This window comes from Xanthomonas sp. NCPPB 1062 (assembly GCF_041481705.2).
Lineage (GTDB): Bacteria > Pseudomonadota > Gammaproteobacteria > Xanthomonadales > Xanthomonadaceae > Xanthomonas > Xanthomonas euvesicatoria.
Genome location: NZ_CM192987.1, coordinates 4,395,840 through 4,412,403 on the forward strand (window position 1 = coordinate 4,395,840; position 16,564 = coordinate 4,412,403).

18 protein-coding genes are annotated in these 16,564 nt (G+C 64.4%); 15 read left to right on the forward strand and 3 right to left on the reverse strand.

The window, feature by feature from the left end:
• Positions 1-315 precede the first annotated feature (315 nt).
• From ACCQ16_RS18880 to ACCQ16_RS18890, 3 genes are all read left to right on the forward strand, one after another.
• The gene (locus ACCQ16_RS18880) at positions 316-1,440 is read left to right on the forward strand and encodes a slipin family protein (RefSeq protein WP_218539395.1); all 1,125 of its coding nucleotides are present in this window, start codon (positions 316-318) and stop codon (positions 1,438-1,440) included.
• Between the two features lie 54 nt (positions 1,441-1,494).
• Positions 1,495-2,718 carry an RtcB family protein gene (locus ACCQ16_RS18885; protein ID WP_372380089.1) on the forward strand — a complete coding sequence of 408 codons (1,224 nt, stop codon included), beginning with the start codon at positions 1,495-1,497 and terminating at the stop codon, positions 2,716-2,718.
• Between the two features lie 205 nt (positions 2,719-2,923).
• On the forward strand, positions 2,924-3,724 hold the full coding sequence (locus tag ACCQ16_RS18890) for a hypothetical protein (RefSeq protein WP_008574817.1): 801 nt from the start codon (positions 2,924-2,926) through the stop codon (positions 3,722-3,724).
• 268 nt (positions 3,725-3,992) lie between these two features.
• Here the strand turns inward: ACCQ16_RS18890 and ACCQ16_RS18895 are convergent, their stop codons facing one another.
• On the reverse strand, positions 3,993-4,862 hold the full coding sequence (locus ACCQ16_RS18895) for an alpha/beta hydrolase family protein (RefSeq protein ID WP_057681258.1): 870 nt from the start codon (positions 4,860-4,862) through the stop codon (positions 3,993-3,995).
• Positions 4,862-5,956: a DUF3182 family protein gene (locus ACCQ16_RS18900; RefSeq protein WP_011348882.1), complete on the reverse strand. Its 1,095-nt coding sequence runs from the start codon at positions 5,954-5,956 to the stop codon at positions 4,862-4,864. The genes ACCQ16_RS18895 and ACCQ16_RS18900 overlap by 1 nt, the downstream gene beginning before the upstream one ends.
• A gap of 657 nt (positions 5,957-6,613) precedes the next feature.
• On the opposite strand from ACCQ16_RS18900, the gene ACCQ16_RS18905 reads away from it, so the two are divergent.
• The 8 genes from ACCQ16_RS18905 to ACCQ16_RS18940 all read left to right on the forward strand — a co-directional run bounded on the left by ACCQ16_RS18905 (position 6,614) and on the right by ACCQ16_RS18940 (position 12,362).
• On the forward strand, positions 6,614-6,895 hold the full coding sequence (locus tag ACCQ16_RS18905) for a hypothetical protein (RefSeq protein WP_003486531.1): 282 nt from the start codon (positions 6,614-6,616) through the stop codon (positions 6,893-6,895).
• Between the two features lie 43 nt (positions 6,896-6,938).
• Positions 6,939-7,214, forward strand: a complete 276-nt coding sequence (locus ACCQ16_RS18910; RefSeq protein WP_011348884.1) for a hypothetical protein — start codon at positions 6,939-6,941, stop codon at positions 7,212-7,214.
• 73 nt (positions 7,215-7,287) lie between these two features.
• The gene (locus tag ACCQ16_RS18915) at positions 7,288-7,881 is read left to right on the forward strand and encodes a DUF4142 domain-containing protein (RefSeq protein WP_011348885.1); all 594 of its coding nucleotides are present in this window, start codon (positions 7,288-7,290) and stop codon (positions 7,879-7,881) included.
• Positions 7,882-8,087: 206 nt separating this feature from the next.
• A complete protein-coding gene (locus ACCQ16_RS18920) occupies positions 8,088-8,975 on the forward strand; it encodes a TIGR01777 family oxidoreductase (protein WP_372380090.1) in 888 nt (295 codons plus the stop codon).
• A 146-nt stretch (positions 8,976-9,121) separates the two neighbouring features.
• A complete protein-coding gene (locus ACCQ16_RS18925) occupies positions 9,122-9,787 on the forward strand; it encodes a response regulator transcription factor (protein ID WP_008574802.1) in 666 nt (221 codons plus the stop codon).
• Positions 9,784-10,968 (forward strand): ATP-binding protein, encoded by a 1,185-nt coding sequence (locus ACCQ16_RS18930; protein WP_338334835.1) that lies wholly within the window; start codon positions 9,784-9,786, stop codon positions 10,966-10,968. The genes ACCQ16_RS18925 and ACCQ16_RS18930 overlap by 4 nt, the downstream gene beginning before the upstream one ends.
• Positions 10,969-11,344: 376 nt before the next feature.
• Positions 11,345-11,635, forward strand: a complete 291-nt coding sequence (locus tag ACCQ16_RS18935) for a hypothetical protein (protein WP_008574798.1) — start codon at positions 11,345-11,347, stop codon at positions 11,633-11,635.
• Between the two features lie 64 nt (positions 11,636-11,699).
• Positions 11,700-12,362, forward strand: a complete 663-nt coding sequence (locus tag ACCQ16_RS18940; protein ID WP_014091311.1) for a DUF3313 domain-containing protein — start codon at positions 11,700-11,702, stop codon at positions 12,360-12,362.
• A gap of 278 nt (positions 12,363-12,640) precedes the next feature.
• Here ACCQ16_RS18940 and ACCQ16_RS18945 read toward each other — a convergent pair whose 3' ends face one another.
• Positions 12,641-13,492 carry a histidine biosynthesis protein HisIE gene (locus ACCQ16_RS18945; RefSeq protein WP_277573280.1) on the reverse strand — a complete coding sequence of 284 codons (852 nt, stop codon included), beginning with the start codon at positions 13,490-13,492 and terminating at the stop codon, positions 12,641-12,643.
• Between the two features lie 243 nt (positions 13,493-13,735).
• On the opposite strand from ACCQ16_RS18945, the gene ACCQ16_RS18950 reads away from it, so the two are divergent.
• The 4 genes from ACCQ16_RS18950 to ACCQ16_RS18965 all read left to right on the forward strand — a co-directional run bounded on the left by ACCQ16_RS18950 (position 13,736) and on the right by ACCQ16_RS18965 (position 16,520).
• Positions 13,736-15,172 (forward strand): Do family serine endopeptidase, encoded by a 1,437-nt coding sequence (locus ACCQ16_RS18950; protein ID WP_218505227.1) that lies wholly within the window; start codon positions 13,736-13,738, stop codon positions 15,170-15,172.
• Between the two features lie 116 nt (positions 15,173-15,288).
• On the forward strand, positions 15,289-15,651 hold the full coding sequence (locus ACCQ16_RS18955; RefSeq protein WP_008574792.1) for a hypothetical protein: 363 nt from the start codon (positions 15,289-15,291) through the stop codon (positions 15,649-15,651).
• 3 nt (positions 15,652-15,654) lie between these two features.
• Positions 15,655-16,140 (forward strand): phage holin family protein, encoded by a 486-nt coding sequence (locus ACCQ16_RS18960; RefSeq protein ID WP_008574791.1) that lies wholly within the window; start codon positions 15,655-15,657, stop codon positions 16,138-16,140.
• Positions 16,137-16,520 (forward strand): hypothetical protein, encoded by a 384-nt coding sequence (locus ACCQ16_RS18965; protein WP_011348892.1) that lies wholly within the window; start codon positions 16,137-16,139, stop codon positions 16,518-16,520. The genes ACCQ16_RS18960 and ACCQ16_RS18965 overlap by 4 nt, the downstream gene beginning before the upstream one ends.
• The last annotated feature ends 44 nt before the right edge of the window (positions 16,521-16,564 follow it).

Below are 16,564 nucleotides of genomic sequence, written 5' to 3' on the forward strand. Positions count from 1 at the left end.
ACGGAAACGCCCATGCCGCAGGCAAACAGGCAAGCCATCGCCTGACTGCCTGCAGCAGCGGCGCCCCTGCCGGGCCTTTGTCCTGAACGCGCGTGCTGCGCCGTTCGCTGCCGTTATGCAAGACATCGCACCGCATCAGCCACGCACTTGCAGGCGCCAACAGCGCATTGCGCCCCGCACGGCCGCCGTCACGGGCGTTTCCACCCTTCAACGCCGCGTTGCATCGGCACACGTTCCGCCAGCAGTCCGATCCGGGCGGCGGAACGCTTGCATTCCCGGATCGGACCACCAGAGCCAAACCTAAGGAGAAGTGCCATGTTCTGGACCAAGAGGGTCGTGATCGGTGACGGCGAGCGCGGCCTGGTGTATCGCAATCGTCGGTTCGAGCGGGTGCTCGTCCCCGGCGTCTATCGCCTGTTCGACCCGTTGGGTCGCAGCGAGGTCATCGTCCACGCCATCACGCAAGGCGCCTATATGGGCCGCGATGCGGAGATGCTGATCGATACGCTCGGCAGCACCCTGCCGCAACACTTCGTGCTGGCCGACATCGGCACCGCGCAGGTCGGCTTGCTGATCCGCAACGGCAAGCTCGAGGACGTGCTGCCACCGGGCACACGCACGCTGTACTGGCGTGGTCCGGCGGCAATCGAGGTGCAGACCCTGCCATTGGGCGATGGGCTGCAGGTGCCCACCGATGTGCAGCGCAGGCTGCGTCAGCTCGGCACGCTGTCGCGTGTGGCGGTCTGCATGGACGTGCCAGCCGAGTCGCAAGGGCTGGTGTTCGTCGACGGCAAGCTGTTTGCGCCGTTCGGGCCGGGAGCGTATGCGTTCTGGAATTTCCAGAAGAACATCACCACCGACGTGATCGATCTGCGCGTGCAGTCGGTCGAAGTGTCCGGGCAGGAGCTGTTGACGCGCGACAAGGTGTCGTTGCGCGTCAATTTGGCCGCCAGCATGCGCGTCACCGATGCGGTGGCAATGCGCACGCGCGTGGCCAAGGCCGGCGATTACCTGTATCGCGAGTTGCAGTACGGCTTGCGGCGCGCGGTCTCGTCCAAGACGCTGGACGAGTTGTTGGGCGACAAGGCCTGCCTGGATGCGGATATCTTCGGGTATGTGCGCGGCAGCGTGAGCGGCTTCGGCATCGAGGTGCTGGGCGTCGGCGTCAAGGACGTGATCCTGCCGGGCGAGATGCGCGAGATCCTCAACGCGGTCGTGCAAGCGGAAAAGCAGGCGCAAGCCAACGTCATCCGTCGGCGCGAAGAGGCCAATGCCACGCGCTCGTTGCTCAACACCGCCAAGTTGATCGAAGACAGCCCGGCGCTGATGCGTTTGAAGGAACTGGAGGCGCTGGAAAAGGTCACCGAAAAGATCGACAAGCTCACCGTGTTCGGCGGCCTGGATGGCGTGCTGAAGCAATTGGTGACGATCAGGCAATGAAGGCTGCGCGTGGCGGAAGGATCTGCCACGCACTGCCGCAAGGCAATGACAACAATGAGTACATCACAACACTTTGAATTTCTGCATGCCGAGGGCAGCACCACCTCGATCAAGGGCTGGGTGCGCGGCGTGCCCCTGGAAGAGCAGGCGCATGCGCAGCTGCGCAATATCGCGGCGGTACCGTTTGTCGGTCCGTGGGTAGCGGTGATGCCCGACGTACACCTGGGTAAAGGCGCAACCGTGGGCTCGGTCATTCCAACCCGTGGCGCCATCATCCCGGCGGCGGTTGGCGTGGATATCGGCTGCGGCATGGCTGCGGTGCGCACCACGCTGCGCGCCAACGACCTGCCCGACAATCTGGCGCAATTGCGCTCCAGCATCGAGCGTAGCGTGCCGGTGGGCAATGGACGTGGCGGCGAGCATCGCAAGCTGCCGGTTAGCATCGAGACCCGCATTGCGCAGTCCGGGCTGGTGCAGCGTCTGGATGCGATCAACCAGCAGCACAAGCGCATCCGTACCGACAAGCTTGACTGCCAGATCGGCACGCTGGGCGGCGGCAACCACTTCATCGAGATCTGCCTGGACGAAACCGATGCGGTATGGGTGATGCTGCACAGCGGTTCGCGCGGCACCGGCAACCTGATCGGCACGTACTTCATCGAGCGCGCGCGCGAACAACTGGCGCATCGCGTCTTGGGTTTCCATCTGCCCGACAAGGACCTGGCCTTCTTCATGCAGGGCGAGCCGTTGTTCGACGAGTACGTCGAAGCGGTGTCGTGGGCGCAGGATTACGCCCGCGAAAATCGCGAGGCGATGATGGCGCGCGTGCTGGCCGAGATGCGTCACCGCTTGCCCAAATTCCAGCTGGAAAAGCTCGCAGTCAATTGCCACCACAACTACGTGCAGAAGGAAACGCACGCTGGTGAGGAATTGTTGATCACCCGCAAGGGCGCAGTGAGCGCTCGTGTCGGCGAGCTGGGCATCATTCCGGGCAGCATGGGCACGCGCAGCTACATCGTGCGTGGGTTGGGCAACGCCGACAGTTTCCACAGCTGCAGCCACGGCGCGGGGCGTGTGATGAGCAGGACCGCTGCACGCGCGCAGATCACCCTGGCACAGCATCGTCAGGCCACCGCACATGTGGAATGCCGCAAGGACGCGGCGGTGCTCGACGAGTCGCCTGCAGCGTACAAGTCCATCGATGCAGTGATGGCGGCGCAGCAGGACCTGGTCGAGGTGCTGCACACCTTGCGCCAGGTGGTGTGCATCAAGGGATAGAAAAGGGCCGCGCCAGCGGCCCTTTTCGCTACAGACACGTTGCAAGTGCGAGTGAGCAACCTCATCCGCAATGCAATGCACAGTTCAGTCATGTCGCGATCGCGCTCACATCAAAGCACGCACGTTTCACTCTTGCGACGCCATCGTTGCGCCTCGTTCGCGGTCTGATCTACAGGGCGCATCCATCAGATAATCCGGAGGCGGTATGAGCAATCTCGACAAGCAGGAACGCAAGGAAGAAGCAAAGGACTTGAACCGCGACCCGATCTCCGGTGCGCCTGGTTCGCATCCAGTTGGCGTCGGTGTGGGCGGCATCGCCGGCGGTGCGGCGGCAGGGGCGCTTGCAGGCACGGTGTTCGGGCCGCTCGGCACCTTGATTGGTGCAGCGGCCGGCGTGGTTGCTGGCGCAGCGGCTGGCAAGGGCGTGGCCGAACGGCTCGACCCCACTGTGGAGACCGAATACTGGCGCCAGGAGCATCGCAACCGCCCCTACTACAAGGAAGGCACCGACTACGATCGCGACTACGCCACCGTCTACGGATTCGGTTTGCAGGCACGCGAAACCCGCCCGACCAGCACCTGGGAAGAAACCGAAGCCACGCTGGCCGGCGAATGGCCGCGTAACCGCGGGCAATCGCGCCTGGAATGGGATGAAGCCCGGCTTGCAGCACGCGATGCATGGGAGCGTGCGGACCGTACCCACACTGTCTATCGCGACAGCGACACGCATTACGCAGGCCGCTTCGACAGCGCCAGCTACCGCGATGTCGACTATTCGTACGACGACTATCGCCCGGCCTATCGCTATGGCATGCAGGCACGGCAGCAGCACGCCGGCCGCCAGTGGGACGACCACCTGGAACGCGATCTGGGCGATGGCTGGGACCGCTTCAAGGCCAATTCGCGCCTGAGCTGGGAAAAGGCCAAGCATGCGGTACGTGAGGCATTCGACTCGGATCATCACGATGCAGCGGCGCGCCGTCACCCGACCGACCCGCGCGTCTAACGCGTGATCGCAGCGGCGCGGTCACAAGTGCCGCGGCCAGCGCACGACGTTGAACCAGAACGGGCCCACTCGGGCCCGTTCTGCGTTATGGAGTAATGCGGGTTCCTGCTCACTCGGCGGCGCTCAGAAAAAAAAACAGTACCGAGATGATCTCAGGCTGACGAATCCACAAGGCAATCCGCGGGCCCACCGGGTCTTCAACACGCAGAAAGAAAAGAGCGACGCGTGCGCGACCCCATGGCTTTGCACGCCACGTTTTCCCGGATCACTACCCTGCGGTCTTCTCCACCGCACGGATGTCGCCGCGAAATACCGCAGTGGTCTGTTCCGACGGGGTCGCAGCAGCGCCCTGCTGATCCTTGAGCAGCTGCTTGCGCGTGGCCACCACCTCCTTGGCCAATGCAATGCGCCGGCCGACGACCATTTCGGTCAGCCAGTCGATCAGGGCACGCGTGTATTGCTGCTGGTGTTCCTTGATGCTGAGCGCATGGTCCGCGCCAGCGATGACACGCGATGTGAGCGAACGCGCCTGCACGAACGCGTGCGCATAATTGTGCAGCACCGGCTGCGGCACGATCGCATCGTGCTCGGCTTCCACCAACAGCACATCGCCCTTGTACTCGGCGCAGGCGGCCAAGGCGATGTTGTCTGCCGGACGCAGGCGCTGCTGCCGGTATGCCATCAGGTCCGGGTCGGCGTTGAGGCTGACCTTGGGTTGGTCCCAGTGGGCATCCTTGTAGAGCGCAGGCGAACGCAACGCCAGCCATTCCACCGAGCGCTCGCGCGTCAGCAATGCGGATAGATACCCACCGTAGCTCAGGCCGACCACCGCGATCGACTGCGCATCCACGTAGGGCAGACCTGCCAGTTGATCGTAGGCAGCCTTGATGTCGTCCAGGTTCTGCGCGCGTGTCACGGTCTGGCGCATCGATGCGTAACCCTCATGCCCACGCAGATCGAAGGTCATGCAGATGCAGCCCAGGCCTGCTGCCTCGCGCGCACGTACCAGGCTGTGGTGCTGGCTGCCGCCCCAGCCGTGCACGAACAACACTGCAGGCATGCCTGAGGGCGTGAGCAAGGTGCCGCTGAGTGCGTCCTGGCCGACCGGAATGTCGATGCTAGAAAGTTTGGCTTCCATTACGTCGCAGAGATCCTCCTGTATTTGTAGCGCGGCCCTGGACCGGATTGGGTTGCGCGATAGTAGACCTGTGCATCGGCCGGCGGCTGGCCCTGATAGATTTCGTGTGTGGACGCCCTTACCCACTGCAATGCGGGATCTTGCTGAAAGGCGGCGATTGCAGCGAGTTCTGCCGGGGTTGCACCACCGATTCGCCAGGATTGTTCCAGCACGCCGCATACCGGGACATCGCCAGCATCCTGACCGCTGACCACATCGTAGTTGCGGCGGGAAATCTGCAGCTCAGGATAAGCGGCGGTGACGCATCGATCGTACCTGCACGCCTGCTCGACCACCCGTCGCTCCAGCGATGGCAAAGCTGTGGCCATCAGTGCCTCCAACGACCCGCGGTACACGCACAGCGACGAGCCGCCATACACATCGCTGCCGTCCGCATCGGGCACGCTGCATTGCGTGCCGTAATACGCAATCTGGACGCCGGCAAGACACAACTCGCCTACGCTGTGCGTCGTTGGCTGCAAGATATTGCGTTCCAGCACGCCGCCATGCGTGCCTAGATAGGTATCGGGCAGGCTATCCAGTACCTGCGCCAGCTGCGATGCGTCGGCAATGCGCCATTGGTCGTTGCCGCCCACGCCGGTGGGCAGCTTCAGGCGCACGTCTCCACCATCAGACAGCGCCTCGAACGCATGCATCGCATCCGGGCGAGAAAACGCGGTGTAGCCCGGCAGCGTGGCGGGAATCAGCGACATGGCCAGCGCCTGGTCCCAGCCCGCAGTGCTTGCCGCGTCGTCAGAAACCAGTGGGTGACCGATGACCTTGGTGGCCAGAAACGCATGCGGCACGATACCGCCGAGCAAGTCACCGACGCCGTGGATGCCCAGCCCGCGCGCTTGCGCGGTAGTGAGCGTGTCATCGGGTACGTGGAATGTTCCAACTTCGATCACGCCATCGCCAGCGACGCCGGCATCGGGCACGCCCAGCAGATGCGCGACCTCGCGACAGACCCATGCGTGCGTTGCACGCTCGTGACCATGCTCGGGCACCACGCGCGTGGCATGCCCAAGCACCTGCCGATAGTGTGTCTGTGCCATGACATCTCCCCTGCGGCGTGATCGCGCGTCGTTGCTGGCCTCGGTCGCAGCTGAGGGACGAGTCGTGGCAGTGGGTATCGCCGGAGCCTTACTTCAGTGCCAGATACAGGCCAAGCACAATCAGGAACACCACGATCAAACTGATGGCAATACGCCCGCCGCGCAACTCCAACAGGGCATGCCACCACACGCGCGCTTCAGGTGTGCCGCTTGCATGATGCGGCTTAGGGCTACGGGTCTCGCTGTCCTGCATCCTGGGTACTCTCGCTCCATTACGTCGCCGCCTACCTTAATGATCAGACGTTACACAGGTGTGGAGCGGTTCAGAATCTTCCGTGAAATGCGGCATTGCGAAAGCGATTTTGCCCGATCGGCGATCACCTGCCTGGTGTGATCAGGCCACGTTGCAGTCGTGACATCGAAACGCATGCGAGACCAACGCGTCGCTTCGACCACACGGGTTCAAACGCGTCACTTGGTACGCATTGACCACATGCACGCACCTGCATGCATTGCGTGTAGATGCACTCGAACAATCTGACCAGTTAAGCGTGCAATGCACCGAAGTGCTGCAATGGTCGGGTTCGATGATCAATCGTTGACATACCCGCAGTTACTCTGCAGGTCAAGTTTGTTTATACCGGAACACCCCAAGTCATGAGCAGAGATCCATCCGTCATCGATGTACAGGCCGAAATCGCGCATTGGCAGGCGCGGCATGCCCAGGGCAACCTCGGCGCAGGCAAGTTCAGCGAGTTGTCCCCGGTGGTGAAAATGGCCTGCGATATCTACCTGCAAGCCCCGCGCTCGAGCGACCAGGAACGTCTGCGCCTATTTCGGGACCGCTTGGAGCACCACTTCATTTCATCCAGCACGCAGTCCAACTACGAACAGTTGGCAACCGATTGCTGGCAGCGCTTGGGCGCGCGCAATAGTTGAGTCCGCAGTATCGAGCAACATCTGTTTTTCATTGGAGATCGTCATGAAAACCCCGTATCAAGTGCAGCAGGAGCTGGAACGACTGGAGCGGTTGGTACCGCACATCGTCAGCGACCAGGGCGACCGCGCGGAGGAAATCCTTGGCTTCCACGTGGCTAGTCTGTTGGGTAGCGCGCCGATCAGCGAACATGCGCTGATTCGCGAACGCACCGCTCGCATGGCACGTACCTGCCGCAGTGCGCAGGACGCCGTGCGCGCACCCAAAGCGCCCGCCAGACCATTGGGCATTGCGCCCGTTGCCCAGCCGCAGTGGGCCTGACCGACCTCCCCGGAGCCGCCTAGCGGCTCCTTTGCATTCCACCCCGGCAATTGCCGATCATTCCAGGATCTTCATGAAAGTCACGCTTCTCACCGCTTCGCTGTTGGCCATGCTCTCTCTGACTGCCTGCGACCGCCCCGGCGGCGATGCTTCGCGCACCGCGCCAGCGGTGTCGCCCGAGCCGACGGCTGCGCCCGTCAGCGGAAGCGGCGCGACCGAGCTGGCCAAGGGCGATGGCGCGGTGCTGGGCGTGCTGGCTGCGATCGACGACAACGAGATCGCACTCGCCAAGCAGGCCATCGAACAGGATCTGGGTGGTGCCACCGGCGAGTTCGCGCAGCAGATGCTGCACGACCACGAGGCCAACCTTGAAAAGACCAAGTCGCTTGGCGCAACCGAGAGCCCGCGCGCGCAGGCCATACGTGCCAAGGGCAAGGCGGCAGTGGAAGCGCTGTCCAAGACGCTGACCCTGCCGGACGGCAAGGATGCCTACCGCAATGCATTCATGCGCAACATGGTCATCGACCATGGCGACACCATCAAGATCATCGATTCGGAACTGCTGCCCGCCGCCGAAAGCGCGCCGGTCAAGCAACATCTGGAAGAGACGCGTCGCGTAGTCTCGGCGCATTTCGAACGCGCCCACGCGGTGTCTTCGTCCAAGTAAGCAGCCGATCAGGCGCTTGCCCTGCAAACGCGCCGGCCAGTCCGGCGCGTTTGCGTTGGGTGGACAGCACATGCGGCTGTCCTCGAGGTCGTTGGGCCACGCCGCAGGCTGACCCTGCAGCGCACGGCCGCATGCGCGCGCTAGCTTCACCTCGCTTGGCGTGATCCTGGCCTATCGTGCCGCATCGATTCGGCCAGGAGCCCTCCATGCATCTGCTCATCACCGGCGGCACCGGCTTCATTGGCCAGGCCCTGTGCCCGGCATTGCTGCAGGCCGGCCATCAGGTCAGCGTGCTGACCCGCGACCCGCACCGCGCCAAGCGCATCCTGCCCGGCACGGCCGCCGTGCATACGCTGGATGGAGTGCAGGCCGATGCGGTCATCAACCTGGCTGGCGAGCCGCTGGCCGCCGGCCGCTGGACCGATGCCCGCAAGCAGCGCTTCCGCCAATCGCGCCTGGGCATCACGCGCCAATTGCATGACTGGATTGCGCAGCAGCCGGCCGCACAACGCCCCTCGGTGCTGATTTCCGGCTCGGCCGTGGGCTACTACGGCGAACATGGCGATACGGCGTTGACCGAGGCCGAGCCCGCCGGCGATGACTTCTCTGCCGTGCTGTGCCGCGACTGGGAAGCCGAAGCCAACACCATCGCCGCACTCGGCCCGCGGGTGAGCTGGGTGCGCACCGGGATCGTGCTGGATCGCGATGGCGGCGCGCTGGCCCGCATGCTGCCGGCATTTCGATTCGGCGGCGGTGGGCCGTTCGGCGATGGCCGGCACTGGATGAGCTGGATCCATCGCGCCGATATGGTTGCGCTCCTGCTGTGGCTGCTGCAGCACGGCCAACCCGGCGCCTACAACGCCACCGCGCCCCATCCGGTGACCAATGCCGACTTCGCGCGCACGCTGGCGAAGGTGCTGCACCGCCCTGCCCTGCTGGCGCTGCCGGCCGGCGTGCTGCGGCTGGGCTTCGGCGAGATGGCCGACCTGCTGCTGATCAGCCAGCGCGTGCTGCCGCAACGCGCGCTCGATGCCGGCTTCCGCTTCCAGTACCTGCACCTGGACGCTGCGCTGCGCGCCATTCTGCAGCGCTGAGCGGCGGCCAGGGCCTGACCAGACGGGATCGAACGGCATGCATGGCCTGGCCTGCATGCGGTTTGGCCATGCCCTAATATTTGCCCAAACTTCATCACCGACAGTGCTGCGGATCTCGGACTGGCCCTGCGCACGGCAGAACACCTATGCATCTGCTCCTCGTCGAAGACGACACCATGCTGGCCAGCGCCATCTGCGAGGGTGTGCGTCAGCAGTCATGGACCATCGATCATGTCGGTCATGCCAATGCCGCCAAGACGGTGCTGGTGGACCACCGCTACAGTGCGGTATTGCTGGATATCGGCCTGCCGGGCGAGTCCGGGCTGAGCGTGATCCGTTTCATGCGCAGCCACTACGATGCCACCCCGGTGATCGCGCTGACCGCGCGTGGCCAGCTCACCGACCGCATCCGCGGCCTGGATGCCGGCGCCGACGATTATCTAGTCAAGCCGTTTCAGTTCGACGAGCTGATGGCACGGCTGCGCGCGGTCACCCGGCGCAGCCAGGGCCGCGTGGTGCCCCTGCTCAGCCACGGCGACGTCTGCATGGATCCGGGCAGCCGCAAGGTCACCAAGGACGGTAAATGGGTGGCGCTGAGCGCACACGAATATCGCCTGCTGCTGGCGTTGATGGAACGTGCCGGACGCGTGGTCACCAAGGATCAGCTGGAAGAAGGCGTCTATGGCGGCCCGTCCGAAGGCGGCAGCAACATGATCGCGGTGTATGTGCACCAGTTGCGGCGCAAGCTGGGCGATGCGCTGATCTCCACCGTCTACGGCCAGGGCTACATGGTCGGAAAGACCCCGGAATGAAGTCGCTGCAGGCACGCATGCTGGCGGCGCTGGCCGCGATCGTTCTGCTGAGCTGGTCCACCTCTCTATGGATCCTGGTCGCACTGGTCACCCAGGGTCAGCACAGCGTGTTCGAACAGGAACTCAACCTGCTCGGCGATCGACTGATGGCCACCTTGCCCGACGCGCTCCAGCACCGCTTCGATACGCAGACAGAGCCGCCCGGCGCGGCAGCCACGTCGACCCCGATCGGCAACCCATCCTCGCGCATGAGCGTCAAGCAGACCCTGATTGCCGTGGTGCTCAACACCGTGCAATTGGGCATCCTGGGACTATTGATGTGGTGGGCCGTGCGGACCTCGCTGGGGCCGCTACGCGCCCTGTCCGGCGCCATCGCGCAACGTACCGGCCTGGATACCGAGCCGGTGCCGCTGGCACAGGCGCCCGACGAAGTCCGCCCGTTGATCGCCTCGTTCAACACCTTGCTGGCGCGGGTGGAACAAGCCGTCCAGGCCGAGCGCGATTTCGTCGCCGATGCCGCGCACGAACTGCGCACCCCGCTCTCGGCACTGCATGCCTACGCCGAGGTCGCATTGCGCGCGTCCACACTGGAGGCCAAGGACGCCGCGCTGGGCCAACTGCTGGAAACCGCGCGTCGCAGCAACCGGCTGGCCGAACAATTGCTGGATCTGGCGCGACTGGATGCCGGCATCAGTTCAGCCGCCTATCATCAAGTCGAAATGGGCGAGCTGATCTCGCATGTGCTGGACGAATTCAGCGTGCAGGCCGACGCACGCCAGCTGCAGTTACAGGTTGAGGCATCGCCCTGCCTGCTGCGTTGCGATGTGGATGCAGTGGGCATTCTGATCCGCAACCTGGTCGACAACGCCATCCGCTATGGCCGCCTGCATGGCAAGGTGGAAGTGAGCTGCGGCTATTGTGTGCGCGCTGACGTACTGCACCCGTTCCTGCAGGTCAGCGATGACGGCCCCGGCGTGCCCGAAAGCGCGCAGGCTTCTATTTTCGAGCGGTTTTATCGCGTGCCCGGCAGCGCGGTACAGGGCAGTGGCATCGGATTGTCGCTGGTCGCCGGCATTGCGCGCCTGCACGGAGCAACGATCGAAGCCGGCGACGGCAACGATGGACGCGGCCTCTGCGTGCGCGTGGTGTTTGCCGGCAACCGCCCTGCCGGCGCGGCCTGAAGCCGCCTGCGCTGCAGCGCGAGAGCACTACGATATGCGGCCAACCAAACGACGGCGCAACCACAGGCTGGCGCGGCGAGTGCGCGGTGCGCGATGGACCAGCAGGGGTACGTGAAATGCGCGACTGCGCACGCACACACCCAGCGCCCAGCGCGCAGCGCGAGACGGCCCATCTGACGCGTACATCGCGGCTCCCGAGCGCCGTCCACACCACCTGCTCGCTACATTTTGGTGGTCGCTCTAATGCCGACACCATTGCGTGCTGCAAAGAAATGTCGCGCTTTCGCCAAGCGGTGCGTTCGTCGCGTTGATCCAATAAGTTCCCAAAATCGCTTGCCTACAGTGCACTCACCGCACGCATCAAGGATGCCTGGTGATGCCTCATTCGATCCGTTTCACGCAACACTTCCCCACCGCGCCGTCGCTGCCGGTCGGGCAGTGCGCTGCCAACGACCCCGTCGCTGCGCATCCGCTGCCACGGCCTCTCGCGCCGGAATTTCGCTGCGGCTCTGCCGGCACGCGCAACCGCGACATCTGGTGCGCGTTGCCGGATATCCGCAGCGCGCGCGCTGCCCGCCGCCTGCAGCACCTGGCCAGGCGCGGCGTGTTGTTCACTGCCGCAACGGCCGTTCTGGCCTTGGCCGCTGCCAGCGTTCTACTGCACTGAACATCAGGTCACGCCAGCGCGCTGGAACTGCGCCCACTCGCCTTCTTCCACCAGGTAGTTCTCCATGTCGACTTCTTGCTTCGTTGGATACTGCGCACTCGCCGTCGTCAGCGTCAGCCTGATCGGCTGCGCCAGCACCCGCCCCACGCCCTATCGCCAACTGCCATCTTCGAGCTACCTGCGCCCGCACGATGGCAGCCGCGGCGGCCGCATGCCGTACGCGTATCACGGCCAGGTCGATTGGTCGCGGTATCGCACCGCATTGGTCGAGCCGGTGAGCATTTACCGCGGCGCGGACGCGCAATTCGAAGGGGTACCCGAGCAGGACAAACGCATGCTCGCCGATCTCATGCAACGCGAGTTCGGCGACGCGATTGGCCAGCGCTGGCAGCCCACCACCGCCATCGGGCCCGACACCTTGCGTGTGCGGCTCACCTTGACCGGCGCCAAACCCAGCAAGCGGGTGCTCGGCACCTTCATGAAGGTCGATATCGGAGGCGGCGCCTACAATGCCGTGCAGGCCGCGCGTGGCAAGGAGGGCGCATTCTCCGGCTCGGTCAGCTATGCGGTGGAAATCTTCGACGCGTCAAGCGATCGCTTGCTGGCGGCCTATGTCGAAAAGCAGTACCCCAATGCAATGAACATCAAGGCCAGCCTTGGTGCTTATGACGCGGCCAAGGCAGGGATCGGCCTGGGTGCGCAACAGTTGGTCGATGGCATGCGCTAGGCCCTGCTCCTTTTATTGCATGCGTGATGCCTGTACGTATCGAAGTGCGCGCACGCGATACGTTCGGGCAATCCTCTCGCGCAGTGCAGGGTTATCAGGGTGTTGGCTGCAGACGGGGAGCGCTGGCCAAAGCCGCTGCAACAAAAACGCCGACGCTGTGGAACAGCGCCGGCGTCTTCACCATTGCCCAGGGTCGGTGACACCTATCGCGTGCGTTGCACGCCTTCCAGGCTACCTGGCGACCCGCACATCGCACCCTGCGCCGCAGCGTGACAACCTCAGCGCGTGACGCGCTTTGCCGCTTTCTTGCCCACTGCCTTGCGCGCGGCGGTGGTCTTTGCCACGGCACGCGTGGCCGGGGTCTTGGTCACCTTGGCGGCTTTCTTCAGCGCGGTCTTGGTCACGGCCTTCTTGAGCGGGGCCTTCTTCACTGCGGCCTGCCTGGTCGCGGTTTGCTTGGCGACCGGCGCCTTCTTTGTTGCAGGCTTGACCAACGTCTTCGTCGCTGCCGCCGGCTTGGCCACTACCTTCTTCGCTGCCTTCTTCGCCGCCGTGCGTGCGTTCACCGTTGCGACGGCGGTCTTGCGTGCGGCGCTCTTGGCAGCCGTCTTGGCACTCAATGCGGCCGCTTCGGCCTTGGCATTGGCCTTGGCGGTTTCCAGCTTGCGCCTGGTAGCGGCTTTGGTGTCGGTAATCTTCTTCCTGGCCGCGGCACTGGTGCTGCTCAACTTCTGCTTGGCGGCCTGCGTGGTCGAGGTCAACGTTTGCTTGGCCGCGTCCTTGGTGGCGGTGAGCTTCTGCTTGGCGGCTTCCGTGGTGGCGACCAGCTTGTCCTTGGCAGCGTCCTTGGTGGCCGCCAGCGAGCGTTTGGTCTTGGCCACGCTGCGTTTCACTGCGGTGGCCGCAGTGCCGGCGTTCTTGGCCACGTTCTTTTCGACCTTGACCACCGCCTTGCGCGCTTTGGCCACCTGCGTCTTGACCTCTTCCACCGCCGTGCCTGCGGCCCCCTGCACGCTGGCGACCGCCTCGCTGGCGGTGCTGGCGATGGTCTCGGTCAATTCGGTGGCGGTGCTTTTTACGCTATCGACGGCGTCGGACAGGGTTGCCGTTACGCCATTGCCGTTGCTCATAGACCCTCCTTAAGGGCGTCAGTGCGGGAAACTTAGGCGATGCGCGACCGCACGCAACATGCTGAACAGGCATCGGATCAAGCGGACGCTACGCCCGGCCCGTCGGGCTGTCAACGCAATCAGGGCAAGGGATGTGCGGCACTTTCACCGGCAGTTAAATTGCGCGCAGGCACTCTCGTTCAGCTTGATTTACGCAGTCAGACGCCCTATTCCTCATCCACCGCGTAACCCGGAATCCGTTCCATGCGACCGCTGCCTACCCTGCTGACTCTTTCGCTGGCCGCTGCCTTCGGCGGATTTGCCGCCACCGGCATCAACGCCTGGCTGGACAATCGCGCCGAAGCCACGCCCCCCAGCAACGCCGCCTTTACCCTGCCGACGGCCGCCGCATTGCCGGCTGCGGTGGCCGGCCAGCCAGTGCCATCGCTGGCGCCGATGCTGCAGCAGGCCATGCCCGCGGTGGTGAGCGTGAACACCAAACAAGTGGTGCGCGTCCGCAACCCGTTCTTCAATGACCCGATCCTGCGCCGGCTGTTTCCGCAGGTGCCGCAGGACCGCATCAACGAATCGCTGGGTTCGGGCGTGATCATCGATGCGCAAAAAGGGTACGTGCTGACCAATCACCACGTCATCGAAAACGCCGACGACGTGCAGGTGACGCTCGGCGACGGACGCACGGTCAAGGCCGAGTTCATCGGCTCCGATGCCGATACCGATATTGCGCTGATCCGCATCAAGGCCGACAACCTCACCGATATCAAACTGGCCGACAGCAACGCGCTACGCGTGGGCGATTTCGTGGTGGCCATCGGCAACCCGTTCGGCTTCACCCAGACCGTCACCTCCGGCATCGTCTCGGCGGTGGGACGCAGCGGAATTCGCGGCTTGGGCTATCAGAATTTCATCCAGACCGACGCCTCGATCAACCCCGGCAACTCCGGCGGCGCGCTGGTCAACCTGCAAGGCCAGTTGGTGGGCATCAATACCGCCAGCTTCAATCCACAGGGCAGCATGGCCGGCAATATCGGCCTTGGGCTGGCGATTCCGTCCAACCTGGCGCGCAATGTGGTGGAGCAATTGGTGACCAAGGGCGTGGTGGTGCGCGGCACGCTCGGCCTGGAAACCCAGAACCTCACCCAGCAGATGTTGCAGGGCCTGGGCGTGGATTCGTTGCGTGGCGCCTTGGTGACACGGGTGTTGCCGGGCTCCGCAGCGGCGGCGGCAGGCGTGCAACCGGGCGATGTCGTGGTAGGGGCCAACGACCAGCGCGTGGACAGCGCCGAGGCGCTCCACAATTACGAAGGCCTGCAGGCGGTTGGCAGTGCGGTGACCCTGGACATCCGTCGCGATGGCAAGCCGCTCAAGCTCAAGGCCACGCTGAAAGAGCAGGACCGCGCCGTCACCGGCGATATGCTGGACCCGCGCCTGACCGGCGCGACCTTCGTCGATCTCCCCGAATCGCTGCGTCAGTCAGGCATCACCGGGGTGATGGTGAGCGAGGTCAAACGCGGCGGTCGCGCTGCCGCCAACGGCCTGGTCGCCGGCGATGTGATCGTGGCCAGCAGCGTGGGCGAGTTCGCCGACCTTGCCAGCTGGCGGGCCAATTTCCAGCGTAAACCGCAGCAGCTTGTCGTACGCATCCTGCGTGGCAACGCGCAGTACGACGCGCTGATGCGTTGACGCGATGTGTACCGGGCGTTGCTTCCACTAACGCCTCCTACACCCCCCCGATGCTATTGCTACTGCTCGACCGCACGTGAGTGGCGGCTGCCATCAATGACCGAAGGAGATATCGCATGAGCCCCACCAATACCGATCAGCTGAAGGAAAACCTGAGCGAAGCCGGCACCCACCTGAAGTCGGCAGCGAGCGCCGCTGGCGAAGCGGTCAGGGGCGCCACCAGCGCCGCTGGCGATGAGCTCAAGCTCGGTCGCGCCAACGTCAAGGCCGAGCTGTCCGACACCGCGCTGGCCGGCATGGCCGCTGCCGAGTTCGGCGGTGCCGCTGCCAAGGAGCAGATGGATGTCCTGGTTGCCAAGGGCAACGATCTGCTGGAAAGCGCCACCGATCTGATTCGCGAGCGTCCGCTGGCTGCCTTCGGCGTTGCCTTCGCCGCTGGCTGGGTCATCGCCAAGCTGGCACGCAGCAACGACAACTAAGTCGTGAGCGATCAGGCCTCTCCCGCTGCCGGAACCGACGCGCCAGACGCAAGCGCGCAGACGCCAGGACTGGACGAAAGCGTACGTGCGGTCGGCGCAGCCGGCCGTGCAGCGCTGGGCTCGGCCAAGGACACCAGCCGCGCCTTGCGCCGGCTGGTGTCGGCCGATCTGCAACTGGCACGCAGCGCATTCGGGCGTGGCCTGGCCTGGGCCTGCGTAGCCGTGGTGTTCGGTGCCTCGTCGTGGTTGCTGCTGGCCGGTGCCATCATCGCCCTGCTGCAACGTGCCGGGCTGTCGTGGTTCCAGGCGATGTTTTTCACTGCGTTGGCGAGTCTGTTGGTGACCGGCATCGCGGCATGGCGCGTGTTTTTCTACTTCGACCACACCGGCATGAATGCAACGCGCCGTCAGCTCATCAAGCTGGGAATTTTCGATGACCCGAGCAAGGACGATGACGCGGCAACCTCTGCCAGTGGAGCACGCCCATGAAGTTTGGAACCTTGCGTCAACGCGTCGAACGCGCCGAGTTTCTGGTCGAAGGACGCGCGCAAGAAACGCGTCTGCACTGGAGCGAACTCCGCCAGACCTGGCGTGCCGGGTGGTCGCCACTGCGGATCGTAACGGTGGGCTTCGGGCTCGGCTTCGTTACCGGCCGCAACGAACCGCAAGCGGCATTGGGCAGCATCGCCAGCAAGCTTGGCGGTATTCCCAAGCTTCTGCAGATGATCAGTACCATCTCTGCGTTGTTCACTGCACACCGTGCGCAGGAGGCTTCCGAGCAGGCCGAACGTGCGGCAGACAATGCCGAGGAAGTTGCAGCCGACCCGCCGGTGACCGTGGTGCAGGTCCCGGCCGACCGCGCCGCCTGAGCGCGGACGGTATTCACGGCGGCTAGGGCTTTGCCAGGCCGCCG

Coding starts and splice junctions, on each gene's coding strand:
- ACCQ16_RS18930 (WP_338334835.1), top strand. CDS start 9,784: ATGAAGTCGCTGCAGGCACGCATGCTGGCGGCGCTGGCCGCGATCGTT.
- ACCQ16_RS18920 (WP_372380090.1), top strand. CDS start 8,088: ATGCATCTGCTCATCACCGGCGGCACCGGCTTCATTGGCCAGGCCCTG.
- ACCQ16_RS18940 (WP_014091311.1), top strand. CDS start 11,700: ATGTCGACTTCTTGCTTCGTTGGATACTGCGCACTCGCCGTCGTCAGC.
- ACCQ16_RS18950 (WP_218505227.1), top strand. CDS start 13,736: ATGCGACCGCTGCCTACCCTGCTGACTCTTTCGCTGGCCGCTGCCTTC.
- ACCQ16_RS18910 (WP_011348884.1), top strand. CDS start 6,939: ATGAAAACCCCGTATCAAGTGCAGCAGGAGCTGGAACGACTGGAGCGG.
- ACCQ16_RS18935 (WP_008574798.1), top strand. CDS start 11,345: ATGCCTCATTCGATCCGTTTCACGCAACACTTCCCCACCGCGCCGTCG.
- ACCQ16_RS18905 (WP_003486531.1), top strand. CDS start 6,614: ATGAGCAGAGATCCATCCGTCATCGATGTACAGGCCGAAATCGCGCAT.
- ACCQ16_RS18890 (WP_008574817.1), top strand. CDS start 2,924: ATGAGCAATCTCGACAAGCAGGAACGCAAGGAAGAAGCAAAGGACTTG.
- ACCQ16_RS18925 (WP_008574802.1), top strand. CDS start 9,122: ATGCATCTGCTCCTCGTCGAAGACGACACCATGCTGGCCAGCGCCATC.
- ACCQ16_RS18885 (WP_372380089.1), top strand. CDS start 1,495: ATGAGTACATCACAACACTTTGAATTTCTGCATGCCGAGGGCAGCACC.
- ACCQ16_RS18880 (WP_218539395.1), top strand. CDS start 316: ATGTTCTGGACCAAGAGGGTCGTGATCGGTGACGGCGAGCGCGGCCTG.
- ACCQ16_RS18915 (WP_011348885.1), top strand. CDS start 7,288: ATGAAAGTCACGCTTCTCACCGCTTCGCTGTTGGCCATGCTCTCTCTG.
- ACCQ16_RS18900 (WP_011348882.1), bottom strand. CDS start 5,956: ATGGCACAGACACACTATCGGCAGGTGCTTGGGCATGCCACGCGCGTG.
- ACCQ16_RS18895 (WP_057681258.1), bottom strand. CDS start 4,862: ATGGAAGCCAAACTTTCTAGCATCGACATTCCGGTCGGCCAGGACGCA.
- ACCQ16_RS18965 (WP_011348892.1), top strand. CDS start 16,137: ATGAAGTTTGGAACCTTGCGTCAACGCGTCGAACGCGCCGAGTTTCTG.
- ACCQ16_RS18955 (WP_008574792.1), top strand. CDS start 15,289: ATGAGCCCCACCAATACCGATCAGCTGAAGGAAAACCTGAGCGAAGCC.
- ACCQ16_RS18945 (WP_277573280.1), bottom strand. CDS start 13,492: ATGAGCAACGGCAATGGCGTAACGGCAACCCTGTCCGACGCCGTCGAT.